Here is a 25,020-nt window from a genome sequence, read left to right as displayed (position 1 = left end):
TCAGGTGAACGTCGCTTCCACCTTGCCGAGCCCTTCGAGCTCCATCACGACCGTGTCGCCCGCCTTCAGCCATATCGTCTTGACCAGGCTGCCGGTCAGCACGATCTGGCCGGCATGCAGGCCACGGCCTTCGGCGGCGAGATGATTGGCGAGCCAGGCGAGAGCGTTGTGGGGATGGCCGAGCACGTCGGCGCCGGTGCCGCGCCCCTCCTCCTTGCCGTTGACGAGCGCGCGTCCGGCGACCTTGCGCAGATCGGGCACGGTGATACGCGGAACGGCCTCGCCGAGCACGCAGCCGGCGGCGAAGAAGTCGTCGGCGATCAGCGTCGGCGCGCCGAGCGTCTCCCATTTGACATAACGGTCGTCGACGATCTCGATCGCCGGATGGTAGGCCTCGATCGCTTCCGCGACCCATTCGGCGGTGAACGGCGCTTCGCTCGGAGCGAGACTGCGCGCCAGCCGCACCGCGATCTCGCATTCGACGCCGACATGGACGAAGTCGGCCGCCGGCAGCCGCACGCCGCTGTCGTGCACGACCTTCTCGAACACACCACCGCCGCAGGGGTGCGGGATGTTCATATACTCCTGCATCACCGCGCTGGTGCAGCCGATCTTGTAGCCGACGAGGCTGCCGACCTGCGGCTGCAGCAAATCATGCAGCGCGTACTGCACGCGATAGCCTTCGGCCTCGTCGAGCGGCACGATGTCTTTGGCGAGCGCCTTGAGCGGCGCGCGGCTGCGGCGCGCACTGGCAATCGCCTTTGCGGCCGCGAGGACCCGATCCATCTGCGCAGCCTCCCTGACGTTCTCGGCGGCGCGGTGGCGCCTCCGTCTGCTCACTGCAATTCAGCACTCGCCGACGCGTCTGGCAAGCACGCCGGACGGGCGAGGCCGTCAAGCCTTGACCAGGCCGAGCCTGATCAGGCTCTCGGCGGTCGCGACGACCATCTCCTCATTGCCGCGCGGACGCCAGCCGAGCAGGTTCTGCGCCTTGGCGCTGGTCGAGCGGCGCACCTTGCCGAGCAGCGGCAGGGCGGCGCGGGCCAACGGGCTGCGCCGCGCGGCGAGCCGTATCATCCAGTCCGGCGCCTGGAACCGGGGCACGCGCCGCGCCTTGCTGCCGAGTTTCCTGCGCAGCAGCCGGGCCACCTGCAGCACCGACATGGTCTCGCCGGCGACCGCCAGGAAGCGCTCGCCCCCAGCCTTGGGCGAGGTCATGGCGCGCAGATGCAGGTCGGCAACGTCGCGCACGTCGACAAGGCCAAAATGGATCCGAGGCACCGCCGGCATCGCGCCGTCGAGCAGCGCCTTGATGATGCCGATCGACTCGGAGAAGTCGGCACCGAGGGCGGGGCCGAACACCGCGGTCGGATTGACCACGGCAAGATCGAGGCCGTTGCCCTCGCGCGCGACGAAATCCCAGGCGGCGCGCTCGGCCAGCGTCTTGGATTTCGGGTAGGCCTGCACATCGGGACCATCGAGGTTGGACCAGGTGGTCTCATCGAACGGCTTGGCTTGCGGCGGATGGCCGTAGCCGATCGCCGCAAACGACGACGTCACAACGACGCGCTTGACGCCGGCGTCGCGCGCCGCGCGCAACACCCGCAACGTGCCTTCGCGCGCCGGAACGATCAGCTCGTTCTCATCCTCCGGCACATGCGCGCCGAGCGGCGATGCGACGTGCAGCACGTAGTCGCATCCTGCGACCGCCTCGCGCCAGCCGTCATCGCGCAGCAGGTCGGCGGTGGCGAAGCCGACCTGGTCGGCCGCAAGCGCGCCGCCCTCGCGCAGCATCGCGATCACGTCCTTGCTGCGATCCGGATTGCGCAGCGTGGTTCGCACCGCATGCCCGTCGGCAAGCAGCTGCAGAATGGTGTGCACGCCGATGAAACCGGATCCGCCCGTGACCAAAACCGTGCTCATGTCGCTGCCCTCTTCATGGTTCGGCAGGCGGGCACACAATGCACCGCCCACCCTGCACAGGCCGCATCTGGTCACTATCTGACGTCGGACAAGTAGAATGAGCCCCCACCCGGATCGCATCTAACGATGCGATCCGACCTCCCCCGCAAGCGGGAGAGTTGGACCAAGTTTGCGGAACGACAGCGTCAACCCATGCCGAGCGCGCGCCGGATCGCGATCTCGACCGGCGAATAGGCGCCATCGTCACGCTCGAGCCGGTACGGCTCGGCGGGACTGAGCGACGGTTGCGCTATGAAGCGCGGCCTCGTTCCCCGGTGCTTCTGTGCGGCATGCACCAGGAAGGGATGGCACAGATAGACCGTGCCCGCCTCGCCGGTTGCCAGCGCAAGCTCGCAATCGGCGCCCATTTGCGCGAGGTTCATGCGTGCGCGTCCGGCCTCGCCGGCCGGCGCGAGGTAACGCGCCATCTGAAAATGCGATCCGACCCTGATCCGGGTCGGCGCATCGTGCTCGCCGACATCGGAGAACAGGAACAACATCAGCAGCGCCCGGCCGCGCGAGACGATGTTCGCCCGCCAGGCGGAAAAGTCGCTCCGCTCGTGCGGGTCGCAATCGTCGCCGGGAAAGCTGACGTCGATATGCCAGCCAACATCGCCGGGATCGTCCGGATGCGGAAACCGCACCGGGAAGGTCCCGATGTTGTGGCGCGGAGACCAGCGGCCGGGGCCTGCGATCTGGTCGAACGCCCGATACAGCAGCGGCGAGTTGATCGCCTGCCGGAATGGTTCCTCGCCATAGCCAGGCAGCCGCACCACCGGGCGCGTCCAGGTCGAAGGATCATGCTCGCGGCACGGCAGGTCGCGCCACATGATGGCACGTCCCGCATCGGCGAGTTCGCGGGGAAAGGCGTTGTCGATCCGGACAAAGCCCTGTTCGATGAATTGCTCGATTTGCGCGTCGCTGAGCGCACGCGTGTCGTCTCGATCGGTCATGATTGTCTCTCAAATCATCGCCAGCCGTCGATGCTCCGCGAGGCGCGGAGTTTGGCCGGCTCATTCGGTTCACTGGAATCCCGCGAGCCCGGGCTCGCGGGGACGATCAGCGCTCCGCGTGAAAGCGTGTTGCCTGGCGGAAACGAGATCAGCCCAGGAAGAAGACCGATGCGATGTTGAGAGTACGTGTCATCATGGCGGCGCGAACGTACGACCGGTGCGCGCCGGAATCAATCTGTAGCGGTCCACCGCCACTATTCGTCGCGATAGACCTTCTCGCGCTTCTCGTGGCGTTCCTGCGCTTCCACCGACAGCGTCGCGATCGGGCGGGCTTCGAGCCGCTTCAGCGAGATCGGGTCACCGGTCTCTTCGCAATAGCCGTAGGTGTTGTCTTCGATGCGCTGGAGCGCCGCGTCGATCTTGGAGATCAGCTTGCGCTGACGATCACGGGCACGAAGTTCGATCGCGCGGTCGGTTTCCGAGGAAGCTCGGTCCGCGAGGTCGGGGTGATTGACGTTCTCTTCCTGCAACGTCTGCAGCGTGATCTTCGATTCGCGGAGGATCTCATCCTTCCAGGCCAGCAGCTTGGCGCGGAAATAATCACGCTGCCGCTCATTCATGAAAGGCTCTTTTTCAGTCGGCCGGTAGTTCTTCAGCTTTTCCAAAGGCAGCCATGTCCCTGTCTGGCGGAGGGAACAAAACCCCTCCGCGCGGCGCCTTATATAGCCACGTCATGTGACAGACAATATCTGCCACCGCGAAAGGCGGGCTGCCCCCAAGGCCTTGCACAGGCAAACTTATCCGTGCTGCCCGGGGGCCGGCTTTTCGCCTCTCCTGACCCGTCAGTAGCCGACCGTGAAGCGCTGCCGGATATGGGCCGGTCGCTCGATTTCGTCGGCGAGTGCAACTGCGAAGTCCTCGAACGAGATCGAGCTCTTCCCGTCCGCAGCCGTCAAAAGCTGGTCGGTCCCGAGCCGGAACCTGCCGGTCCGCTCGCCCGCCACGAACAGCGCCGAGGGCGACAAAAAGGTCCAGTTCAGGTCCTTTTCCTGGCGCAGCAGGTCAAGGAATTCGGCCCCCTTCGAGGCTTCGGCCCTGTACTGGGCCGGGAAGTTCGGCGTGGTCACCAGGCGGACGCCCGGCGCCACTTCGAGGCTGCCGGCGCCGCCGACCACGAGATAGCGCCCGACGCCGGACGCCTTGGCCGCCCCGATCAGCTTGACCGGGTCGCTGACGGTGAAATGGACGGAACTGATCGCGGCATCGTGGCCGGCCCACAGCGCGGTCAGGGCGCCCTGGTCGTTCACATCCCCCCTCACGGCGGTGACACCAGGCAGGGTTGCGATCTTCTCCGGGTTGCGGGCGATGGCGGTGACGGCGTGGCCGCGGCGGGCGAGTTCCGCGGTAAGGCGCGAGCCGGCCTGGCCGGACGCGCCGGCGATGGCGATCTTCATCAAGTCTCCGATTGATGGTTTCCAATGGTGACTAGATAGCGAAATGGATGTAGGTGTGAAGAAGGCACTCTTGTCTCACCTGATTACGCCGGAGTAACCCGATGAAAGCCGCCAGCCTGAAGCCGGACGCCTATGCCGCCAATTGCCCGACGCGCCAGATCCTCGACCGGGTCGGCGACAAATGGGCGGTGCTGATCCTGCTGCTGCTCCGCAGCGAGCCGATGCGCTTCAACCAGCTTCGCCGCGCCATCGAAGGCATCTCGCAGAAGATGCTGTCGCAGGTGTTGAAGAGCCTGGAGCGCGACGGGCTGCTGCGCCGCCGCGCGATCGCAACCGTTCCGGTCACCGTGGAGTATTCGATCACGCCGCTCGGTTCGACGCTCGCCGAGGCGGTCGATCCGCTGCGCGACTGGGCCGAGCAGAATCTGAAGGAAGTGCTGGCCGCACAACGCCGCTACGACGCGCAGCGCAAGGCACTGGCGGCCTGAGGCAAGTTAATTGATCGAGAGGAGCCTAATACTGCCCGGCCTTGGCGAGCTCGACTTCGACGCGCAGCTCGATCTCGCCCAGCACGGCATCGAGGCCGGGATCACCGGAGGATTCCTTCAGGCTCGCCGCGGCATCACGCAGCCGGTTGACGGTCGAGGAATCGAAATTGCCGGACAGCAGTCCGAGCTTGAGCGCGTCGAGCACGTCGAGCGCGCCCTTGCCGCGGGCCACCGAGCGCTTGCGGCGTTCGGTCGGGTCTTCGACGCCCTGCAGCGCGAGCAGCGCATCGAGGCTGGTGGCGGCCTTCGGCGCGGCGGTGGAGCGCACTTCCTCCTGCGCGCTGGTCGCATCCGGCAGCGAGAACCCGCTCGACGAGGTGCGCCGCGTGGCGCTGGTGGACGTGCCAAGCGTGGTGCCGTTCGGTCCGTAGATGCGCATCGTCATGATCCCGCAGGCCTGAATGCCACGAGCATCGCCGTTTTATGGTTAACGCTGCGTAAACGACCCGGCAATTTCTGCCGCCGCACGGCAGTTTCGCGCTCCCTGACGAACCGGAACCGAACGGCGAACCGGCAATTTCGATAAATATATCAATACATTAACCAAACGAAACGGAGTGGCACGCGGCTCGCATGGTTAATGGCGGATCGCCGTCATGGGAGTGTCGCCCGATCCGCGAGTTGAAGTTCGAGGGGAGCATTGGATGCCCGGCATTCGCATCGTAAGCTTATTCGGGTTGGCCTGCGCCGCGCTGCTGGCGCTGGCGGCGTCCGCCATGCCCGCGGCCGCGACGTCGCGGATCAAGGATCTCGCCAACATCGAGGGCGTACGCCAGAACCAGTTGATCGGCTACGGCCTCGTGGTCGGCCTCAACGGCACCGGCGATACGCTCAACAACATCCCCTTCACCAAGCAGTCGCTGCAGGCGATGCTAGAGCGCATGGGCGTCAACATCCGCGGCGCCACCATCCGCACCGGCAACGTCGCCGCCGTGATGGTCACCGGCAATCTGCCGGCGTTCGGCACCCAGGGCACCCGCATGGACGTCACCGTCTCGGCGCTTGGCGATGCCAAGGATCTGCGCGGCGGCACCCTGCTCGTCACCCCCCTGCTCGGCGCCGACGGCAATGTCTACGCGGTCGCGCAGGGCACGCTGGCGATCTCCGGATTCAATGCCGAGGGCGAGGCCGCCAAGGTCGTGCGCGGCGTGCCGACGGTCGGCCGCATCGCCAACGGCGCCATCATCGAACGCGAGATCGAGTTCGCGCTCAATCGCCTGCCCAATGTCCGCCTCGCGCTGCGCAACGCCGACTTCACCACCGCCAAGCGGATCGCCGCCGCGGTCAACGACTATCTCGGCGTCAAGACCGCCGAGCCGCTCGATCCCTCCACGGTGCAGCTCTCGATCCCGCCGGAGTTCAAGGGCAACGTCGTCGCCTTCCTGACCGAGATCGAGCAGTTGCAGGTCGATCCCGACCTCGCCGCGAGGATCGTGATCGACGAACGCTCAGGCATCATCGTGATGGGCCGCGACGTTCGCGTCGCCACCGTCGCGGTGGCGCAAGGCAACCTCACCGTCACGATCTCCGAGAGCCCGCAAGTCAGCCAGCCCAATCCGCTGTCACGCGGCCGCACCGTGGTGACGCCGCGCAGCAATGTGCAGGTCACCGAGGACGGCAAGAAGTTCGCGGTGGTCAAGGACGGCGTCTCGCTGCAGCAGCTCGTCGACGGCCTCAACGGCCTCGGCATCGGACCGCGCGACCTCATCAGCATCCTGCAGGCGATCAAGGCCGCCGGCGCGATCGAAGCCGACATCGAGGTGATGTGATGGGAAGCCTGATCAACAGCACCACCGGCAGCATGCCGAACAAGGCGCTGATGCCGATGTTCAACGGCCGCCCCGATCCCGTGCTGCAGGACGCGATGAAGAAGGTCTCGCCGCAGCAACTCACCAAGGCGAAGGCGACCGCGACCGACTTCGAATCGATGTTCCTCAATACGATGTTCTCGCAGATGACCACCGGCCTGAAGGGTGAAGGCCCCTACGGCGACACGGTCGGCACCGGCGCGTGGCGGTCGATGCTGACCGACGAATATTCGAAGAACTTCGCCAAGGCCGGCGGCGTCGGGATTTCCAACGAAGTGTTCCGCTCGCTGATCCTGCAGCAGGCGAACAAGAGCTAATTCGGTTATCAAGGAGCAGCGCGATGAATCAGCGTCCACAGCATCGGCCAGCCGCCCCCGCGGCGCGGCCCGCGACGACGACGCCCCCCGATGTCGCACGTCTCGCCAACGAGCTGACCGAAGTGATGAGTGCGCTGCTCACCGTCGTCGAGCAGGAGACCGAGTTCGTCCGCGCCGGCAAGATCCGCGAGGCCATGCAGCTCGAGGCGCAGAAGTCGGAGCTGTCGCGCCGCTACATGCTCGCGGTGGAGCACCTCAAATCGATGCAGAAGATGCTGTCGCAGACCGACCCCGAACTGCTCGCAACGCTACGGCGTCATCACGAGACGTTCCGCGCGATGCTGCAGGTCAACCTGACGGTGCTTGCGACCGCGCACGCGGTCTCCGAAGGCATCGTGCGCGGCGTCAATGCCGAGGTGCAGCGCCGCAACATCCCGAACACCTATACCGCGAACGGGCAGCGCGCCACGCCGGGCCCGCGCAACATGACGCCGATCGCCGTCAGCCGCACGCTCTGACGCACGCACGCCGACAATTTAGCTCAATTCGACGCGCTCCCGGCAGCGCGGCATTCAGCGTGTTCCCTAACAGCCCGTTGAGAGGTTCCCCGTAGAGTTGCGGATCGTGAGGGGTTGGGATTTGACTCAAGCAAACTAGTGCCTGTGCACTACGAGGCTGCCATGAGTACAGATTTCAACATCAAGCCGGTGGGGGCACCGGTTGCAGCGCCGATGATCACTCCCACGAGTGATACGGCGCAGAAGGCGGTGAAGACCGAATTGCCCGCGAGCCAGAGCGTAACCGCTCCGGAGCCGAGCGTGCGCGTCACGATAGACCCCAACGCCGTCAATGCGTCGCTCTCAAATCAGGCAGCATCCGTCACCGACCAGGTCATCATCGACCGCGACGCGCGCGCCGTGGTCTATCAGGTGGTCGACAATCGCACGAATCTCGTGGTGAGACAGTTTCCGGAAGAAGCCGTATTGCGCCGCCGCGCCTATTTTCACGCGCTAGATCTCAGCAAGGACGCGCCGACGCGGGCGCGCGCAACCGACCGCCGCGCGTAACTCAAGCGGGTAGCCCCTCACTTCTGTGTGGCGTAGGCCTTGTCGAGATAGGTCGATCCGGTGGCCGGATCGGTGACGACATTGGCAATCAATGCCGTCCCCTGCTGCACCAGCGAAAACTTGGTATCGCCGATCCGGAACGAGCCGTCCTTGATCAGGACGTCCTGATACTTGCTGGTGGCGTCGCTCTGATAATGGACCTTGGCGCGGAAGCCATCGACGTTCGACACCGAGATGTTGAACGACTTGTTGTTGGCGTACTTGCCGCTCCAGCTGCCCTCATAGAGCTTCGGATCGACCGCCACATAGGGCGTCTTCGACGGAACCGTCAGGCCGGCGGCCTTGTAGTTCGCGGACAGGATGCTCAACACGTCGGCCATGCCGAGAGCTCCGTTGTGAACTGGCCGATCAGCCGCGGCCCGAAAGACCGGCGGCGATGTTGCAGTTGATGTCGATCAGCGACTTCAGCTTCGCCGGGTCCGGATTCATCTGGATGTCGATGGTCTGCTTCATCACGAACACGCTGATGTTCGCGATGTTCTGACGCACCTCGAGCGGCTGCGGATTGTCGGCGCCCTCTGCAGCGCTGAGGAAGATCGACCACAGGCGGCGATTGAACAGCAATGCGTGATCGAGCGCCTTGTCGAGCCCATTCCAGTTCGCCTGGACCTCCTGCAGCTGCCGCGCGGCCTTCAACAGCGCTTGCGCTTCGATTTCACGTGGGGAGGCCGTCGTCGTTGACGTACGGGCGTAGGCCTGGGCTGCATTCGACATTAATGACCTCGATGGGATGCGGATTTCGGGCCGCGGAGACGCAATTCTAGCGCCCGATATTTATGCATCCGGCGCCTTTAAATATGGTTAGCAGGCGTTACGAAATGCGCCGTTCTGACGGCCATGGAAAGATACCGTAATATCCCGGAGACAAAGAAAAACGGCGGGGTTTCCCCCGCCGCTGTTGAACCACTTGTCGGCGTGCTTAGCGGAGCAGCTGCAGCACGCTCTGCTGGCTCTGGTTGGCCAGCGCCAATGCCGAGACCGCGATCGACTGGCGGGTCGACAGCGCCTGGCTGTTGGCCGCTTCCTCGTTGGTGTCGGCCAGCGTCAGGTTGGACGAACCGGTCTGCAGCACGTTGATCAGGTTCTTCGAGAAGTCCTGACGGATCTGCACGATCGACAGGTTCGAACCCAGCGTCGAGGCTTCGCTGCGCAGCGAGGAACTCGCCGAGCTCAGGGACGCAATGACACTGTTCGCCGAGTTGTTATCAAGGAAGTCGGTGCCTGCCGCCAGCGATTTCAGGCCGAGGCCGGTGGCATTGAAGGTGACGCCGCTGATGGCGAGCGTGGACTTGCCGGTCTCGTTGAAGGTCAGCTTCAGGTTGTCGCCGTTCAACAGGTTGATACCGTTGAACGAGGCGTCCTGCGCCGTGGTCGTGATCTGCGCGATGGTGTTGTTGTACTGCGTCACCAAAGCGGCACGCGCCGACTGCGACGCCGGGTCGGCAACCGGCGCCGTGCCGGCCGCGCCGAACGTCGCAGTGCCGCCGCCGGTGTTGGTGAAGGTCACCGCACCGATTGTCGAAGACGCCGCGTCGTTGGTCGTGGTGATGACGAGCTTGTTGGAGCTGTCGAGGCTCGCCGTCAGGTTGCTGGCCGCCAGCGACGTATTCAGCTGCGCCAGCGAGCTGCTGGCCCCGAAGGTGAAGCTGAAAGCGGGCTGACCGGCCGAGGCCGCGATCGCCAGCACGTCGCCGCTCTTGATCGTGGTGCCATCGACGAGGTTGGCTGCCGTGCCGCCCAGCGCCGCGGTGGAGCTGACCTGCGACCTCGTGGTGTAGCCGGTCGGGCTCTGCAGCACCTGGTTGGCGATCGACTTCGCAGTATCGACCAGCTTCTGCAGCGAGGTGATGCCGGTGTTGGCAGCCTGCAGCACCTGCACACCGTTGCCGATGCCGTCGAGCAGATTGTTGATGTCGCTGGCGCGGTTGTCGAGCGACTGCGCGGTGAAGAAGTTGGTCGGGTTGTCGAGCGCCGTATTGACCTTCTTGCCGGTGGCAAGACGGTTCTGCGTCGTGGAGAGCAGATCGGCGGTGGACTGGAGGGAGAGGAGGTTCTGACGAACGGAGGAGGAGAGAATGATACCGGACATTTTCATACCTTTCTGGTGTGAAACTGAGAAAAAAACCGCGCCAATCCTTTCTGACCGGGCGGATGGCCGATCCTGCGGTCAAGCCGCCAAGGAAAAAGAAATCTCCAGCACGGCATTTGAGACAAATGCCGAAGAATAAAATTGTCGCCACTGGGTGAGCTTCACCACGAAAACTACTGAGCCGCTTGCCGATTTCGGCCGGATCCCGCCACGCGCGCTGCCCCGCTGTTCACCAAGCGTTAACCATCATGGGAAAGGATCGCTGTCGCATCGGCCCCGGGCCGCAACGGCGGCTGTTAAGCATTGCCGAATTCAACTTCGTTCCGCTGCAACGATATCGCGCGACTGCCCGGCAAAGGAGAACGGTCATGGCCCTGAAGGTCGAACTCAAACCGAACGAGCGCATCATCGTCGGCAATTGCGTAATCACCAACACCGAGCAGCGTGCCCGCCTCTTGATCGACGGCGACCGCATCCCGATCCTGCGCGAGAAGGACATCCTGACGCCGGAGACCGCGGACACGCCGGCGAAGCTGATCTATCTCGCGGTGCAGCTGATGTATCTGTCGCCGGACCCGATGGCGCACCACCCGACCTATTTCAGTCTGGTGCGCGACATCATCACCGCGATGCCAAGCGCCTGGCCGTTCATCGAGAGCGTCAACAACTTCATCCTCAACGGCGATCTCTATCACGCGTTGAAGGAATCCAAGAAGCTGATCGCGCATGAGGAGAAGCTGCTGGAAACCGCACGCGGTCAGCAGAACGGCAATCAGGACGATACCCGCAAGAGCGCGTAGAGCTTGCTGCTTTGACGCGTTTTCTTCACGCGAACCGGCATCCCTTCGCTTGAAAACGCTCTGGCCATCGCCTGAACGAAAAAGGCCTCCGCGAGGGAGGCCTTTTTGCTGGCTGGAGATCAGAGGCAAGCGATCAGGCGATCGGCAGATATTTCAACAACGTGGTCTGATACAGCATCGACGTGGTCTGGTACGAGGCCTGCAGGCTGGTCTGTAGCGCCAGGATCTTGGTCGCGACCTCGTCCTGATTGACGCCCTCGACCGAGTCGAGCATCGTTTCCGCCATGGCCTTGAGCTGGGTCTGACGATCGGTAGCCGCCTTGGTCGCCGTCTGCGCGCCGGCGAACTCGGCCTGCACGTCCTGGATCTGCTGCTGGCCGTTCTGCGGCGCAAGATTCCCGCTGACGCGCTGCGCGAGCGCCGTCACCTGCGCGCTTGCATTCGGGTTGCTGGCGTTGGTGGTCACCGCCGCATACACCGCGACGTTCTGCAGCAGGTAGCGGAAGGCCTGCTCGTTGGCACGCGCGCCATACTGCACGGTGATCGACTGATCGACCTGCGCGACGGCGGTGCCGCGCGCCGATCCCGGGCCGTTCTCGCCGGTGTACCAGTACACGGTGTTATCCGGCGTGCCCGCGACCAGGTTGGTCGCGGTATCGAATGGCGGTCCCCCTACCCGGAGCGGCGCCGGGGTTGCGGTCGTGTTGTTGGCGATGCCGAGCGCGCCAAGTGCGGCCGTGTTGGAGCTCGAGATCGAGAGGTTCTGACCATCGGCGCCGTGAAGCGTGATCGCACCATTGCTGATGGTCGACGGGTTCTTGGTGCCGCTGATCTGGTCGATCTTGGCCATCAGCGTCTGCACGCTGTCGGTGACGTTGACCTGGTTGCCGGTGGCGCCCGAGGCAACGAAGGTGATCGGGGTGCCGTTGACCGTGATGGTGTCGCCGGCCGCGAAACTCGTCGACAGCGAGTCGGTGCCCGCCGCGCCCGAAAGGGCGGTAGCGCCGCTGATCGGCGCCGGCGGCGTGTTCTGGTTGTTGACGGCGGCGCCAGCGACGGTCGCGACCGGATTGAAGAAGTTGTTGGATGCCGCGACCGCGGAGGCCGCCACCAGCGACGTGTCGCTCAGCGTCTTGATGGACGAGGTCAGCGTCGATTGAAGGTTGGCCGTCGTCGCCGTGGTGTCGGCACCGATCAGGAACGAGCCGGCCGGCGGCGGGTTCGTGGTCGTCGCCGTGAGCTCGATCGCATCGGTGGTGCCGTCGGGCAGCGTGAAGTTGAACTTGATCTTGTCGCCATCCTTGGGATTGACGGCGCCGAGATCGACCGAGGTGGACTTCGGCGTGCCGGCCGGCTGCGTCACGGTGGCGCCGGTCAACGACGACTGCACCGACAGCAGCTTCAGGCCGAACGGCGAGCCGTCCTCGGCAACGCTGGTCACCGTCGTCGTCGACGGCGGCGACGAGACGCTCAGGCGTCCCATCAAACTGGTGCCCTGATCGGCCTGCTTGCGCTCATCGATGAGCTGGGTAAGGCCGGCCTGGGTTGCCGTTCCCTTCAACATGGTGTCGGCCGACACCGTGGCCGGCGTGTCCATGGCACGACCGGAGAACAGATAGCGGTCGCCCGACTGGCTGTTCAGCATCGCGACTGCGTTGGAGAACGCTGCCTGCGCCGTGATCTGGCCCGACGTCTGCCCGCTGTTGTTGAGCGTCAGCGTCGCGGTCGTCGCGGCGTTCTTCACCTGGGTCCCGACGTCGGACAGCCCCTGCAGGGTGAGGTTGGCGACACTCAGGCGGGTGTTGAGGTTGGTAGCCGTGTCCGAGAACGCATTGATGCCGCTGATCTGGGCGCGCAGGCTTAGCGCGAAGCCGCGATCGAGCCCCTGCCCTGCATAGGTCGTCGATACCTTGCCGGTCGCAAGCTGTGTCGTCAGGTCGTTGAGCTGACTGCGCAGGTTGAGGATCGTGGTGCCGATATAGGAAGTTCTGCCGCTTACGCCGTCGATCGACATGTTACCCTCACGTGAGCTGCAGCAGCGCGTCGTACATCTGCTTGATCGACGACATCACGCGCGCATTGGCGGAATAGGCGTTCTGCAGCGACAGCAGATGCGCCATCTCCTCGTCCATGTTGACGCCGGAGGTCGAGTCCATCTTGCTCTGCAGCGTATTGAGCACGACGTCCTGACCGTCGGCCAGTTGCTTGGCCGCCGTCGCCGATTCGCCCTGCTGGCTGATGAACTGCTTGGCAAAGTTCAACAGGGTGCCGGTGAACGGCGCGCCCGACGTGCCGAGGCCGGTCTTCGGCGAATAGCTGTACGACGCGTTCGACAACTGGTTCAGAATGAGGTTGGCGCGCGTGGTGTCGCCGGCCGGTGTCTGCGGATTGGTCGAGTACACGACCATGCGCGAGGGGTCGCCGACCAGGGCTGTGTTGACGCTGATGCGTGCGGCAAGGCCGGTCGACTGCGAGCCGTTCGCCGTGATCGCGCCGGTGTAGAGCCCGCCATTGTCGGTGAAAAGCGGAAGCTGCGGATCGCCCGACGTCAGCGACGAAACGGTCGATGTGACCGATGCCGCGGTCACGTCGGCCTTGTTGGCGGCGCCGTCGTCGAGCACGCGCAGCGTCGACCCGGACGGATTGGAGAATTGCAGGCCGGTTCCGCCGAGCGCGCCGTTGAGCTGCAACAGCACCGAGCTCATGCCGCCGGAGAAATCCACGCCCAGCACCTCGTCGTTCGGATCGACGGTTGCGGTGTTGCTGAGCGGCAGAACGCTCGGATCGTCGACGCGGACGATCGACAGATTGTGCGTGATGCCGGTGGTGTTGTCCTTGTAGGAGACGTGGATGGTGTTGCCGCTCTGCAGCCCCGAGAGATCGAGGTCGAAGCCGGACTGCGCCCCCGCCGTCGCCGCGGTGCCCGCCGTCGTCTTGTCCGACAGCGCGCTCGACATCGCGGCGGCGAACTGGTCGATCTGCGTCTGGGCCTGCGCCAGCGTGTTGTCGCGCAGCTCGAGATAGGCGGCGATCTTGCCTGACCGGATCGAGTTGGTCGACACCATGTCATAGGTGCCGCCATGCGGGAAATTGATCGTGATGGTGCCGACGGTGCTCTTGGTCGGGTCGGTATTGTACTGCGTGTTGGGCGTCATCGTGCCCTGGGCGTTGAAGCTGAGCGTCGCCGCTTCGGTGCCGACCAGTTGCACGCCGGAATTGGTGAACACGGTCACCTGGTTCTGGCTGTTGGTGACGGTGCGGATGTCCATCAGCTGCGAAAGCTGGGTGACGTAGCGATCGCGCTGATCGAGCAATGCCGCGGTCGAGGCGTCGGTCGTGCCGCCATTGGCCTGCAGCTGCACGTTGAGGCGCGCGATCTGCTGCATGGCATTGTTGGCGGTATTGACGGAGTCGCTGATGCCAGCCTCGGCGTTGGCGCGCAGCGTCTGGATGCCCTGCGAGGTCGCGTTGAGCTGCTGCGCCATGGATTGCGCGGCATTGACGACGCCGATCCGGGCCGACTGCGAGTCCGGGCTGGTCGACAAGCCCTGCACCGCGGTCAGGAACTTGTTGTAGGCGTCCTCGATCGTGCCGGTGGAGTCGGGATTGCCGTAGACGCCCTGCAGATTGGCGAGGAAGCTCGAGCGGACGTCGGCGTAGGACGCGCCCGACGTCTCGGTGCGAAGCTGGGTCTGCAGGAATTCGTCGAGCTGGCGGTTGACGCCGGTGATGAGAACGCTCGACCCGAACTGGCCGGTGGTGCCGGTATCCTGGTTCAGCGTCTTCCTGACGTAGCCCGGCGTCTCCGCGTTGGCGACGTTCGACGACACCAGCGAGAGCGCGGCCTGCGTGGCGCGCAGGCCCGACATCGCGGTGGAAAGGGCTTGGCTCAAACCCATGATGTGTACTCGCCTTTACTGCTTCACGCGCGCATGTCTGATGCGATCAGCGGACGACGTTCAGGAGGTCCTGCACCATCGAATTGGTCGTCGTGATCACCTTGGTGTTGGCCGAATAGGCCTGCTGCGTCACGATCAGCTTGGTGAAACTCGTCGGCGATATCGGTGTTCGAGCTCTCGAGCGACGAACCGACGATGGTGCCGGACTTGCCGAACAACGCCGCGCCGGACTCGTCGGTTGCCTCGAAAGCGCCGCCGTCGATGCGCTTGAGGAAGTTGGTGCCGTTGAAGGTCGCCACCGAGATTTCGGCGAGGTCGATGTTGCGGCCGTTGGTGTAGTTGCCGACGATGCGGCCGTTGGTCGAGACGCTGACCGACTGCAGCTGGCCGGCCGGGAAGCCGTCCTGCTGGATCTGGTTGACCTGGACGTTGCCGTTGGCGTCCGCGAACTGGGTCACGCCACCGGAGCCGAAATTGATCACGGGGCTGCCGAGCGACACGCCGTTGACGACGGCATTGTTGAGCGCGACCGAGGAGATCGCCGGCGACATCTGGCCGTTCGACGCAAAGGTGAAGTTGATGTTGGCGTTCTGCCAGGAGACCTGCGTGCCGGTTGCATTGGGATTGACCTGATAGAACAGGTTCCAGCTATCGGTATGGCCGGCGCCAAGCGAGGAGCTGTCGGTCTTGGCCCAGCGGAATTGCAGGTTCACCGGCGCACCCGACACGTCGTAGGCCGTGACGGCGCCGCCCGAGACGGATTCGTTCAGGAAGGTCGAGTTGTCGTTGCCGACGACCTGGCCGGTGCCCACGGTGCCGCCGCCGCCGCGGGTCGCAACCGCCGAGCCGGTGAAGCCGAGCGCCGCGAGCGCGGTCGAGTTCGAGCTCGTCACGTTGAGGTCGGCCGACGTGCCGGAGTGCAGGGTGATCTTGCCGCCGCTGATCGTCGACGGCGTCGCGGTGCCGGTGATCGAGTCGATCTTGGCGAGCAGCGTCCCGATGCTGTCGGTGACGTTCAGCTGGTTGCCGGTCGCGCCCGAAGCCACGAAGGTGATGACGGTGCCGTTGACCGTGATCGTATCGGCCGGCACGACCGGGGGGCCGGCCGAGCCAGCGCTGAAATTGGCATTGATCGAATCGCTGCCCGCCGCGCCCGACAGCAGGGTCGCTGCGGTATTGGCCACCGACGGCGTCGCCTTGTTGTTCTGCGCGGTGCCGGTGACCGATGAATCGGTATATGGCGCGGCCGGCGTACCCAGCACCAGCGGGTTATGTCCGGCGCTGAACGCGCCCGGCCGGATCAACTCGGAGCCCGGAACCGAGGTGTCGTGCGCCGTGGTCAGGGGGTAGGACGCGAGGTTGGCGCGGTAGTCGATCTTGGTGGTCTGCTGCGCCGGCAGGAAGTCGTTCTTGAACCGCAGCACCTGCGGCGAGGAGCCCGAGGGGTTGCCGGTGGTCGGGTCGATCGGCACGCCCTCGAGATAGTAGCCGGCGCCGTTGACGAGATAGCCGTCCTTGTTGAGCTGGAAATCGCCGCGGCGGGTGTAGCGGTCGACGCCGTCGAACACCGGCGAGCCGTCGGTGAAGCTGCCCGGCTTTTGCACCGCGAAGAAGCCGTTGCCGTTGATCGCCATGAAGGTCGCGACCGACGCCGACTGCACGTCGCCCTGCACCGAGTTGGTCGAGCGCGACTGCGCCGTGACGCCGCCGGCGAGCTGCGCGGTCAGCGCGGTCTGCGGGACGAGGTCGAGAAAGGAGGTATCGATGCGCTTGAAGGCCGTGGTCTGCGAGTTGGCGATGTTGCCGGAGATGTTCTCGAGCGCGTACGACCCTGCGCGCAAGCCACCGACAGCCGTCGTGAGAGCGCCGAAGATACCCATGACATGTTCTCCAATTCGATTCCCGGCGGCTGGCAATCACAGGAATGGCCGCATCGGCGGAGCATGTCGCAAAGGTCGTGCCACGAAACGAAACGTAACAAAATCATGCGCTTGAAAAAAAAGCCCCGGCCGTTTAACCGGGGCACAATTGCCGGGCAGGCAACAATTGCCGGGACAGCGCGCAGTTCTGACCGCGCCCCCCGTCGTGGCCTGAACGCGTTTTCTTGATGCGAACCCTTCGCTCGAAATCGCTGTAGGCGTCAGGTCGCCGAGGGGTCGGCCGGGTGAAACACCAGCGCAAAACCGTCCATGCAGTAGCGCAGCCCGGTCGGCTTCGGGCCGTCGTCGAAGACATGGCCGAGATGGCCGCCGCAGCGGCGGCAATGCACCTCGGTGCGCAGCATGCCGAAGGTGCGGTCCGACGTGGTGCCGATCGCATTGTCCAGCGGCTTCCAGAAGCTCGGCCAGCCGGTGCCGCTCTCATACTTGGTCTCGGACGAGAACAGCGGCAGGTCGCAGCCGGCGCAGGCGAAAGTGCCCTTGCGGTGCTCCTTGAGCAGCGGGCTCGATCCCGGCCGCTCGGTGCCCTCCTGGCGCAGGATCTCGTATTGCTGCGGCGTCAGTTGCGCGCGCCATTCGGCGTCGGTCTTCTCGATCTCGAATTTCTCGGCGGCCTGCGCCGGCGAGGCGCGCAGCCAGCGGAAGGTGGCGAGGCCGAACAGGCCGGCGACGGAAGCAAGCAGGATGCGGCGATCGATCATCAATCATCTCCGATGCGGGCGGCCAAAGCCGGCGAGACAAGACCGGCAAACCGGCTCGACACCAAATACGAACCCCGCCGCCAGACGTTACATCCGCCCGTCGGAGATCCGCTCACTTTCTTGCGAGGGATGGGCAGATGGCGGCTCACCGTCCTCAACCTGCCGGGGCGCGGGCGGCGGCACCGGGCGCGCGGCCGACGGCGGCGGGCGGCGGGGCGGCGGTCCCCGGGTTCCCGCCTTGAGATTGGCCTCGGCCAGCCGCGCCTCGCGGCGGCGCTCCTTCGCACGTGCACCCTCGCGGTAACGCGCCAGCACGCCCGCCGCGGACGCGGCGCCCCTCGCCCACAGGCTGATGAAATGACCGGCGACGCGGCCGGTGGTGCCGCCGGCCCAGACCAGCTCGAACGGCGAAAACAGCCGCCAGCGGTCGTCGCCCCACAGGATGCTGCGGGCGATCAACTGGCCCGCGAGCGCCGAGGTGTTGAGCCCCTGCCGGCCGAAGCCGCTCGCCACCCACAGGCCCCTGCGTAACTGCCCGATCTGCGGCATGCCATGCACGGTGACGCCGACTGCGCCACCGAACGTGTCGGCGATCGGGACCTTGCCGAGCTGGGGAAACACCGTGGCGATGCGTCGCTGCACCGCCGGGCCGAACCGCTTCGGCCGCGCGTCCCAGGTGGTTTCGGGACTGGCCCACAACAGGCGATCGCCATCGACGACACGGAAATGGTCGATGCCGTCGCTGTCGACGACCGAGCCGGAAAAGGCGATCGCCTCCGCCAGCCGTTCCCCGAGCGGTTCGGTCAACGCCGCGTAGCGCCATACCGGCAGCAGCGTATCCGACAAGCGCTTCAGCGGCGCGCCGAGATGGATGTTGCCGGCGAGCACAATGTGGTTGGCGCGCAACCGCGCCGTCGGCGTCACGATGCGCTTGCGAATGCCGGAGAAATCGATGCTGACGACCGGCGTCTCCTCGAAGATCCGCACGCCTGCCCGCATCGCCAGCGCGGCGAGACCGTGCACATATTTGCGGCCGTCGATCTGGAACGCCTTCGGATAATAGATGCCGTGGAAATAGCGCCTGGTCCTGAGCACGCTGCGCACGCGATCGACCTGCCAGCCCTCGACTTCGGTGGCAAATTCCTCACCCAGCATCTGCAGGCGGCTGATCAGCGCTTCGCCGACATCCACATTGGAGACTTCCAGCGCGCCGTCGCTCGCCCTGATGCCCGGGATCAGCTCCTCGGTGGCAGTGGCGCGGACATACTCTGCGCCCTCTTTCGAGAGCGCCCACAATTCGCGGGCATCATCGAGGCCGACGCGCTCGATCACGTCTGCTATCGGCAGGCCGAAACCCGGCATCACGGTGCCGAGATGGTGGCCGGAGGCGTTCCAGCCGACCTGGCGGCCCTCGAGCACGGCGACGCTGGCGCCAAGCCGCGCCGCCTCGCGTGCCACGGTCAGGCCGGCCAGCCCCGCCCCGACCACGCAAATGTCGACGTCGAGGTCGAATGCCAGACGGTCGCGGACCGGTGAGGCCGCCTCGTCGGGGCCGTCTGCCGCACTTGTGGAAGTCTCGCTCATGTCGTTTCTTACGAACCGCTGCGGCGCTTGTCACCTTGTCCAGGGCATGCGCCTGTAGAATTTAATTCGACCAGACCGAATCGAGATGGAAGTCCATGCGCCGTTTGCTGCTGCTGCGTCACGCCAAGACCGAAACCGACGCGCCTTCGGGGCAGGACCAGGACCGTCGTCTCGACGAGCGCGGCCACCGCGATGCGGCGGAGATCGGCGGCTGGATCGCCCGTCACCCGCCCCTGCCCGACCTGACGCTGGTGTCGCCGGCGGTCCGCACCACGCAGACCTGGGAGATCGTGCGCGAGGCGCTGAAGGGCGCCGGACGTGCGCCGAAAGTCGAATTCGTGCCGGAACTCTACGGCGCCGATCCGGCGCAATTGCTCACCGCGATCCGGATGGCCTCCGTCACCGACCCGAAGCGGCTGATGCTGATCGGCCATAATCCCGGCATGCACGAGCTCGCGCTGACACTGACCGGCAGCGGCGAGGAGGCCGCCAAGCGCGCGCTCGGCAACAATCTGCCGACCTCGGGGCTCGCCGTGTTCGACTTTGCGACCGACGATTGGAACGACGTCTCCTTCCGGCGCGGCAAGCTCGTCCTGTTCGTCAGCCCTAAACTGTTGAAGCAGGCCTCACGCGGCTGACGCAAGCGGACAGCGCCGCCCTGCCATGCTATATTGATCTCGGCGCGACAGGGGGACCGGTTCGCGGCGACACGACAAGCTATCCGAAGAAAAAGAAGGCGCGCGTCCCGGCACAGGGACCAAACGGCTCCAGACCAATCGCGGACAGGAGGCGCAGATGTACAAGTCCATTCTCGTGCCGATCGACCTCGCCGATACCGATCTGGCGAAGCCGGCGATCGCAACCGCTGCAACATTATCGCAAACCTGGAACGGAGCGGTGCGGCTGCTCAACGTATTGCCGATGACGCCGGTGATGCTCGCCGAATATGTGCCGGCGGATTTCGACAGCCAGCAGCGTGAAACATCGGAAGAAGCGCTCGCGATCGTCGCGCGCGAATCCGGCATCGCGCCCGGGCGCATCTCGGGCGTGGTCCGCCAGGGCGGCATCTATCACGAGATCCTCGAAGAGGCCGCGACCATGAAGGCCGACCTGATCGTGATGACCTCGCACCGCCCGGCGATGCGCACCTACTTCCTCGGCTCGAACGCCGGACACGTGGTGCGCTACGCCAAATGCTCGGTGCTCGTGGTGCGGCACTAAGACGGGACGAGTGATGGGGCCGTCGCCGGCGGCGCTGCCAAAATATCGAAAACAACCCCATGCAAAGGAGCCGGCGGCTGGCGGGGTTCGACCAGGCGACTTGACACGTCGGGCAACTCAGGGATATTTTTCTAATATTCCGAAAATTGCGCCCCGCATCCCCTCGCCCCACACGTCGCAGGCGGGAGAGAGAACGCGCGCTATTCGCGGCCGCAGCCTGATCTCATCCTGCTCTAATCCAACCACAGGAGTAGCTTGAGCCCCGATCGGGAAAATGGCGACAAGTTCTTCAGTGGCCGACGTCGCCTTTTGGCCCTAAACCGACGTCGTGCCCACGCCGGAGACACAGCCGGACAATATTGATCTAAATCAACACGAGAGGGATGTTTCGGCTAGATTATTTTTTTGTGCCTCTTCGTAACACTTCGTGGACGCTGCGGAGGTGATATGGGCGCGCGGTTGTCGGTGGCGTTGACCACCGCTTTTCTTTTTCTGGCGACCACTGTTTCGGGCCTCGCCCAGGACTCCTTTTCACTTGAGAGAAGGGCTACGGCAAAGGGCATCAATCGTAACGGCGACGTTCCATTGGGCGCGGTGATCCGCACCGACGAACGTTACAATCGGAATGGCTTATTTCAGGGCCCGCGTGGCTGGGCCTATTGGAATTATCTGCCGGATCCCAAGCCCTATCAGAACCCCAACCTTTGGCCCGATCAGCGGCCGACGTATTTTTTTGGTCAGCTGATGATGCCCGCTGGAAGCTCGCTCACGATCCGAGGCCGATACCCCCACGCGCGTTATTTCAAGTTCAATCTGTACAAATTTGAACGCAATACTTTCGTCGCCGTCCCCGATGCATCACTGGCGGGCTACGACATCGAGCCGGACGCGGGATCAGCCAATCCATACAAGGTCGGCGCGGACCGCCTGGTCCCGAACCGCAATTTCACACTCCACGTACTTGCGGATGAGCCGCCCGCGAACGCGGCCGAGCGTCCAAAGAACACGGTGTACGCAGGCCGAGACGAAAAGGAAGTTCAGGCTGGCTTCCGCATTTACGTTTCGGACAAGGGATTTGATGGTGCGGGTTGGGGGCCAGCGGATACGCCTTCCCTTGAAGGCCCCGGTGTCACCTACGAGGGCAAGCTCGCCGACGGGACGCGGCTCTCAGGCGAGGAAGTGGTCAAGAAATGGGGTCGGCCGATGGGGTCAGCCCCTCCGCCGCTGACTGTAGACCAGTGGTATAAATTGGTTGATGCGAAGGATAACGATCCGGTGCTCACGCCCGCAACGGCACCCGCTCGCCACGATGCCCAATTCGAGCTGTTCTGGGGCATGAAGTACACGCTCGCTGGCGCTTTCATGAAGCCGGAGGAGCGGTCGATGATCAAGGTCGCGACCGAGATGGAAGGTGGCGGCGACCCCACTACCGAGTACATGGTCAACTATCTCTCCCGGCAATTTGGCTCCGTCTACGTTTTTCGGGCCAAACTGCCGACCTTCCCCGACACCTTTGCGGGAGCCAAGACGATGCCCGAAGCGCAGGTCACCTACTGGTCGGTCGTGACCGTAGCCTCGGCACCGTCGGGCGAACTGTGGGACGGCGTCTTCGACATGCAGGTGCCCGTAGACAAGGATGGCTTTTACACCATCGTCGTGAGCCGCCCGGAGGATCGACCCAAGAACGCGACGAACGAGAACGGCGTCGCGTGGGTCGATTGGGGGCCTGGTGAGGGCTTGAGCGATCCGCGCAACCGCAAGGATTGGGGCATGCTGCTCATGCGCTTCATGGTCCCGCAGAAAGACTGGGAGTACAGCCCAGCGAAGGTCGACAAGCCTGGCGCGGAGGCTGCGGTCATGGGGCCTTACTACCCTCGTGGTTATTACACCACGAAGGCTGACTTCGAGGCCAACGGGCCGGTTAAGTAGGACGCTTAGACAGCGAGCAGCATTGGGCCGAAACATGAACAGCAATGGCATTCACCAAAGAAGAGAAGCATCACCAGCAGCGCGGTTTCGCAAAGTCGGCCTCATTGCGGCGTCCGCCTTCGTGCTCGGCAGCGTCTCGCCGGTGCAGGGACAGCAGGGAACGCTCAAACCGGATACGATCGACAACACGCGGGACATGCGCTTCTGCGAAATCCTCGTCGTGAAATTTAGAGGTATCGAAGTTTACAACACGACGGGGGTCAGTGATTGCTCTGCCCAACTGTGGAATGCGTTGGACCTGAGGAAACTCCGGCGGCGATACCACGCCCTCAAGGTTGAAAAGAACGGACCTCACTTTTGGATGATGGACACACAAACGGTGTTGTTCGGCGAGAAGGCTTCGTTCGGAGGCGTCGAGGCACGGTGGGTTGCCAGGCTGCCGCTCCTCACGGCTTTGGAAGCCGCGACGGGTTCCAAGCCGTACAAAGTCTTCAGCCCGAAGAAGACTCAGAAGATGGTGTACGCCAAGGGCAAGCCAGTCTACGAGCTTATCGATCCCGACGGCAACGTCTACGTCCTGCAGGCACACGAGGCAAAGTTTCCAACTGAGGCGCTCGCGGAGCTTGGTGAGAAGTTGAAGCTGCCCAGCGGTTGGAAATTCCGCACCCGTGACCTGAGCGAGGATCTGGTGTTGGACCTTAAATCGGATCAGACCATCTACGCTATCGGAGATGAATATCATCAGTACTGGACGCGCATTCCTAATTACAGGCCGAACAAATCGTAAGAGAACGGACAGGCTGTGGTGGCAAGGCCGAGCCTATTCAATGTTCATTGCGCACGCAAAAGCTCTCCATGCAAAACGTGATTGAACTGCTGCCAATGGCGCCCCCTTCGATTGACCAACTAAGCCGGATTATCGCCACTGTTGCGGCGCCAGCATTTCTGTTAGGCGCTGTTGCCGCGTTCATTTCGGTGCTGGTCTCCAGGATCAACCGCGTCATCGACCGATCGCAGTATCTGCACAGCATCGTCGATGGCGACAAGGCTTACCTGAAGGCCGATATACCGCGTCTTAAGCGTCGATCTGCTCTGCTTCACCGCTCATTGCTCTGCTCGATCATTTCTGCAATCCTTACCGCGCTCATCATCATCGTCGCGTTCGTAAGCGCAATGTTCAGCTTCGCGCATGAGTATGGAGTCGCGATATTGTTCGTCGCCGCGCTTTTGCTGTTTTGCCTATCCCTCATCGACCTTGCGCGAGAGGCACGGCTTGCACTCCACGATAATGATCTTCACGTTTGACCCGCTAGCGGCATGAGCTTTCCATTTGGCGTGATGAAGCTGCCCCGCTCGCATAAGATTGCGCTCGATTACCCCGTATGGTTCCGCTTTGCTGCTGCGGTGCATGAGTCCGCAGATGGCCCATCGCGTCAGTTGGCGCAATGTAGCGACATGTCCGGAGTTGAGGGTAGACCAGAAATAGCTGGCCGACTGCAAAGACGACGCGATTGACCCATCGCGTCATCTGCAGCTGCGCACGGCGCACAGTCATATCGCTGCCGCCGAACGGCGGGTACACCATAGCGTCCTGTAACAGTAGCGCGCGAACCCGCCATCTGAAGCGGATTTAACCGATGAGCCCTCTTCATCCGCGCTTCGACAGCATCTCTTGGAGCATTGCCTCAACCGAGTACGGCGAAATCCCAAGTTCGACAAAGCCAGGCATCTCCGGCGATGACACGGTGTCGATCTGCATGAGCTCCACCTGATTGCGCGTGAGAAGTGGCTCCGGGAGTATTTCGGAGGCCCATGCCAGCACGTGCCAAACGGCGAACGGGATGGGGACCAGGATGGGCGCGAGATCAGCCTGGCGCGCGACGATTCCGACCAATTCCTCGTAAGAGTGGACGCGAGGGCCGCCGCACTCGAAGATCGTCGGTCGCGTCTCGGCTCGCTGGATGATCCGAACCGTCGCTTCCGCCACATCTTCCACATAGGCAGGCTGCAGACTCATCAAGCCGCGGCCGAACATCGGGTAGATTGGGAGCCGGCGGAGAAGCTTGAGGATGGTCGTGACGAATGCATCGTCCGGTCCGAACATGACGGCCGGTCGGATGATATGCGCGTTGGCGAAGGCAGCCCCGACCACCAATTCGCCTTCGCCACGCGCTCGGATGTACCGCGATTGAGACGCGGCATCGGCGCCGATGCCTGAAATGTGCACGAGCCTTTCGACTCCGGCCCAGCGCGCTTGGGTTGCTACCCGTTGGGCGGCTTCAACATGAACGGAATGAAACGTCTCCCGACCGTGCTCGACGTAAAGGCTGACCGCGTTTACGGCGGCGTAAGCGCCGGCAAGTGCATCCGCGACAGACCGTACGTCGTGAATATCGACCTGGACCAATTGAAGTTGCGGATCATGAGGGCCAGACTGACTGCGCCCGCGATCTGGATGCCTTGACGCGATCCGGACGGGAAACTCGCGATCGCGCAGATGCTGAACGATGCGGCGGCCGAGAAAACCGGTTCCGCCGAATACGGTGACGGTGCGACCGTTCGTTGCCATCCTTTGATCTTTGCTCGAGACCGCGCCATAGCCCGAGCCGAAGCTGACGTCAGGGCGATGGCCGTCTGTCGGAACAATACCCTCTCGCAGCGACTATTGGAATGCGGGCTGCTTCGATC

Annotated in this window: 26 protein-coding genes and 1 pseudogene; 12 read left to right on the top strand and 15 right to left on the bottom strand. The window is 64.0% G+C overall.

The features are described 5' to 3' along the window. The 5 genes from ACVW1C_RS34395 to ACVW1C_RS34375 all read right to left on the bottom strand — a co-directional run bounded on the left by ACVW1C_RS34395 (window position 1) and on the right by ACVW1C_RS34375 (window position 4,369). Window positions 1–786 carry a 2-keto-4-pentenoate hydratase gene (locus tag ACVW1C_RS34395; RefSeq protein WP_456762066.1) on the bottom strand — a complete coding sequence of 262 codons (786 nt, stop codon included), beginning with the start codon at window positions 784–786 and terminating at the stop codon, window positions 1–3. A 108-nt stretch (window positions 787–894) separates the two neighbouring features. Next, a complete protein-coding gene (locus ACVW1C_RS34390) occupies window positions 895–1,923 on the bottom strand; it encodes an SDR family oxidoreductase (RefSeq protein ID WP_456762065.1) in 1,029 nt (342 codons plus the stop codon). A gap of 185 nt (window positions 1,924–2,108) precedes the next feature. Continuing rightward, window positions 2,109–2,915, bottom strand: coding sequence for a phytanoyl-CoA dioxygenase (locus ACVW1C_RS34385; RefSeq protein WP_456762064.1), 807 nt, complete (start codon window positions 2,913–2,915; stop codon window positions 2,109–2,111). A gap of 254 nt (window positions 2,916–3,169) precedes the next feature. After that, window positions 3,170–3,535 carry an RNA polymerase-binding protein DksA gene (gene dksA / locus ACVW1C_RS34380; RefSeq protein ID WP_172803574.1) on the bottom strand — a complete coding sequence of 122 codons (366 nt, stop codon included), beginning with the start codon at window positions 3,533–3,535 and terminating at the stop codon, window positions 3,170–3,172. Window positions 3,536–3,757: 222 nt separating this feature from the next. Beyond that, window positions 3,758–4,369 carry an NAD(P)-dependent oxidoreductase gene (locus ACVW1C_RS34375; protein ID WP_456762063.1) on the bottom strand — a complete coding sequence of 204 codons (612 nt, stop codon included), beginning with the start codon at window positions 4,367–4,369 and terminating at the stop codon, window positions 3,758–3,760. Window positions 4,370–4,470: 101 nt separating this feature from the next. On the opposite strand from ACVW1C_RS34375, the gene ACVW1C_RS34370 reads away from it, so the two are divergent. Next, complete coding sequence (locus ACVW1C_RS34370) at window positions 4,471–4,857, top strand: winged helix-turn-helix transcriptional regulator (RefSeq protein WP_074131694.1); 387 nt, start codon at window positions 4,471–4,473, stop codon at window positions 4,855–4,857. Between the two features lie 25 nt (window positions 4,858–4,882). Here the strand turns inward: ACVW1C_RS34370 and ACVW1C_RS34365 are convergent, their stop codons facing one another. Continuing rightward, window positions 4,883–5,296 (bottom strand): flagellar assembly protein FliX, encoded by a 414-nt coding sequence (locus ACVW1C_RS34365; protein ID WP_456762062.1) that lies wholly within the window; start codon window positions 5,294–5,296, stop codon window positions 4,883–4,885. Between the two features lie 265 nt (window positions 5,297–5,561). On the opposite strand from ACVW1C_RS34365, the gene ACVW1C_RS34360 reads away from it, so the two are divergent. The 4 genes from ACVW1C_RS34360 to ACVW1C_RS34345 all read left to right on the top strand — a co-directional run bounded on the left by ACVW1C_RS34360 (window position 5,562) and on the right by ACVW1C_RS34345 (window position 8,109). Next, the gene (locus ACVW1C_RS34360) at window positions 5,562–6,686 is read left to right on the top strand and encodes a flagellar basal body P-ring protein FlgI (RefSeq protein WP_176530217.1); all 1,125 of its coding nucleotides are present in this window, start codon (window positions 5,562–5,564) and stop codon (window positions 6,684–6,686) included. Further along, complete coding sequence (gene flgJ / locus ACVW1C_RS34355) at window positions 6,686–7,042, top strand: flagellar assembly peptidoglycan hydrolase FlgJ (protein WP_212310066.1); 357 nt, start codon at window positions 6,686–6,688, stop codon at window positions 7,040–7,042. Before ACVW1C_RS34360 ends, flgJ begins: the two co-directional genes overlap by 1 nt. 23 nt (window positions 7,043–7,065) lie before the next feature. Further along, entirely contained in the window at window positions 7,066–7,560 is a 495-nt protein-coding gene (locus ACVW1C_RS34350; protein WP_456762061.1) for a hypothetical protein, read from the top strand. 162 nt (window positions 7,561–7,722) lie between these two features. Further along, window positions 7,723–8,109 (top strand): hypothetical protein, encoded by a 387-nt coding sequence (locus tag ACVW1C_RS34345; RefSeq protein ID WP_456762060.1) that lies wholly within the window; start codon window positions 7,723–7,725, stop codon window positions 8,107–8,109. A 17-nt stretch (window positions 8,110–8,126) separates the two neighbouring features. Here ACVW1C_RS34345 and ACVW1C_RS34340 read toward each other — a convergent pair whose 3' ends face one another. The 3 genes from ACVW1C_RS34340 to ACVW1C_RS34330 all read right to left on the bottom strand — a co-directional run bounded on the left by ACVW1C_RS34340 (window position 8,127) and on the right by ACVW1C_RS34330 (window position 10,258). Continuing rightward, the gene (locus ACVW1C_RS34340; protein WP_092115432.1) at window positions 8,127–8,489 is read right to left on the bottom strand and encodes a hypothetical protein; all 363 of its coding nucleotides are present in this window, start codon (window positions 8,487–8,489) and stop codon (window positions 8,127–8,129) included. Window positions 8,490–8,517: 28 nt separating this feature from the next. Further along, window positions 8,518–8,883, bottom strand: coding sequence for a flagellar biosynthesis regulator FlaF (gene flaF / locus ACVW1C_RS34335; RefSeq protein WP_050403500.1), 366 nt, complete (start codon window positions 8,881–8,883; stop codon window positions 8,518–8,520). A 205-nt stretch (window positions 8,884–9,088) separates the two neighbouring features. Then, on the bottom strand, window positions 9,089–10,258 hold the full coding sequence (locus ACVW1C_RS34330; protein WP_456762059.1) for a flagellin N-terminal helical domain-containing protein: 1,170 nt from the start codon (window positions 10,256–10,258) through the stop codon (window positions 9,089–9,091). Here ACVW1C_RS34330 and ACVW1C_RS34325 point away from each other — a divergent pair. Both ACVW1C_RS34325 and flbT read left to right on the top strand, forming a co-directional pair. Then, complete coding sequence (locus ACVW1C_RS34325) at window positions 10,245–10,397, top strand: hypothetical protein (protein WP_207831171.1); 153 nt, start codon at window positions 10,245–10,247, stop codon at window positions 10,395–10,397. The two genes, ACVW1C_RS34330 and ACVW1C_RS34325, sit on opposite strands and share 14 nt — an antisense overlap. Window positions 10,398–10,626: 229 nt before the next feature. Further along, the gene (flbT, locus tag ACVW1C_RS34320; protein WP_176530212.1) at window positions 10,627–11,058 is read left to right on the top strand and encodes a flagellar biosynthesis repressor FlbT; all 432 of its coding nucleotides are present in this window, start codon (window positions 10,627–10,629) and stop codon (window positions 11,056–11,058) included. 133 nt (window positions 11,059–11,191) lie between these two features. On the opposite strand, the gene ACVW1C_RS34315 is transcribed toward flbT, so the two are convergent. The 5 genes and pseudogenes from ACVW1C_RS34315 to ACVW1C_RS34295 form a co-directional block, all read right to left on the bottom strand. Then, complete coding sequence (locus ACVW1C_RS34315; RefSeq protein ID WP_456762058.1) at window positions 11,192–13,072, bottom strand: flagellar protein; 1,881 nt, start codon at window positions 13,070–13,072, stop codon at window positions 11,192–11,194. 7 nt (window positions 13,073–13,079) lie between these two features. Continuing rightward, complete coding sequence (gene flgK, locus ACVW1C_RS34310) at window positions 13,080–14,957, bottom strand: flagellar hook-associated protein FlgK (protein ID WP_456762057.1); 1,878 nt, start codon at window positions 14,955–14,957, stop codon at window positions 13,080–13,082. Window positions 14,958–15,003: 46 nt separating this feature from the next. Continuing rightward, window positions 15,004–16,837 (bottom strand): annotated as a pseudogene (locus tag ACVW1C_RS34305) (flagellar hook-basal body complex protein). Between the two features lie 260 nt (window positions 16,838–17,097). Further along, the gene (gene msrB, locus ACVW1C_RS34300) at window positions 17,098–17,598 is read right to left on the bottom strand and encodes a peptide-methionine (R)-S-oxide reductase MsrB (RefSeq protein WP_456762056.1); all 501 of its coding nucleotides are present in this window, start codon (window positions 17,596–17,598) and stop codon (window positions 17,098–17,100) included. An 87-nt stretch (window positions 17,599–17,685) separates the two neighbouring features. Beyond that, window positions 17,686–19,182 carry an NAD(P)/FAD-dependent oxidoreductase gene (locus ACVW1C_RS34295; RefSeq protein ID WP_456762055.1) on the bottom strand — a complete coding sequence of 499 codons (1,497 nt, stop codon included), beginning with the start codon at window positions 19,180–19,182 and terminating at the stop codon, window positions 17,686–17,688. A gap of 95 nt (window positions 19,183–19,277) precedes the next feature. Between ACVW1C_RS34295 and ACVW1C_RS34290 the strand changes: the two genes are divergently transcribed. From ACVW1C_RS34290 to ACVW1C_RS34270, 5 genes are all read left to right on the top strand, one after another. After that, window positions 19,278–19,820, top strand: coding sequence for a SixA phosphatase family protein (locus tag ACVW1C_RS34290; protein ID WP_456762054.1), 543 nt, complete (start codon window positions 19,278–19,280; stop codon window positions 19,818–19,820). Between the two features lie 157 nt (window positions 19,821–19,977). Further along, on the top strand, window positions 19,978–20,403 hold the full coding sequence (locus tag ACVW1C_RS34285; protein WP_021077991.1) for a universal stress protein: 426 nt from the start codon (window positions 19,978–19,980) through the stop codon (window positions 20,401–20,403). Between the two features lie 447 nt (window positions 20,404–20,850). Then, a complete protein-coding gene (locus ACVW1C_RS34280; RefSeq protein WP_456762053.1) occupies window positions 20,851–22,332 on the top strand; it encodes a hypothetical protein in 1,482 nt (493 codons plus the stop codon). 34 nt (window positions 22,333–22,366) lie between these two features. Beyond that, window positions 22,367–23,119 carry a hypothetical protein gene (locus tag ACVW1C_RS34275; protein WP_456762052.1) on the top strand — a complete coding sequence of 251 codons (753 nt, stop codon included), beginning with the start codon at window positions 22,367–22,369 and terminating at the stop codon, window positions 23,117–23,119. A gap of 68 nt (window positions 23,120–23,187) precedes the next feature. Beyond that, a complete protein-coding gene (locus ACVW1C_RS34270) occupies window positions 23,188–23,637 on the top strand; it encodes a DUF2721 domain-containing protein (RefSeq protein WP_456762051.1) in 450 nt (149 codons plus the stop codon). Between the two features lie 343 nt (window positions 23,638–23,980). Here the strand turns inward: ACVW1C_RS34270 and ACVW1C_RS34265 are convergent, their stop codons facing one another. After that, window positions 23,981–24,901, bottom strand: coding sequence for a complex I NDUFA9 subunit family protein (locus tag ACVW1C_RS34265; RefSeq protein WP_456762050.1), 921 nt, complete (start codon window positions 24,899–24,901; stop codon window positions 23,981–23,983). Between the last annotated feature and the right edge of the window lie 119 nt (window positions 24,902–25,020).

Source organism: Bradyrhizobium sp. USDA 4011, from assembly GCF_054063415.1.
Note: the sequence above shows the minus strand (reverse complement) of the source record. Positions and strands in the feature narration are given on the sequence as shown.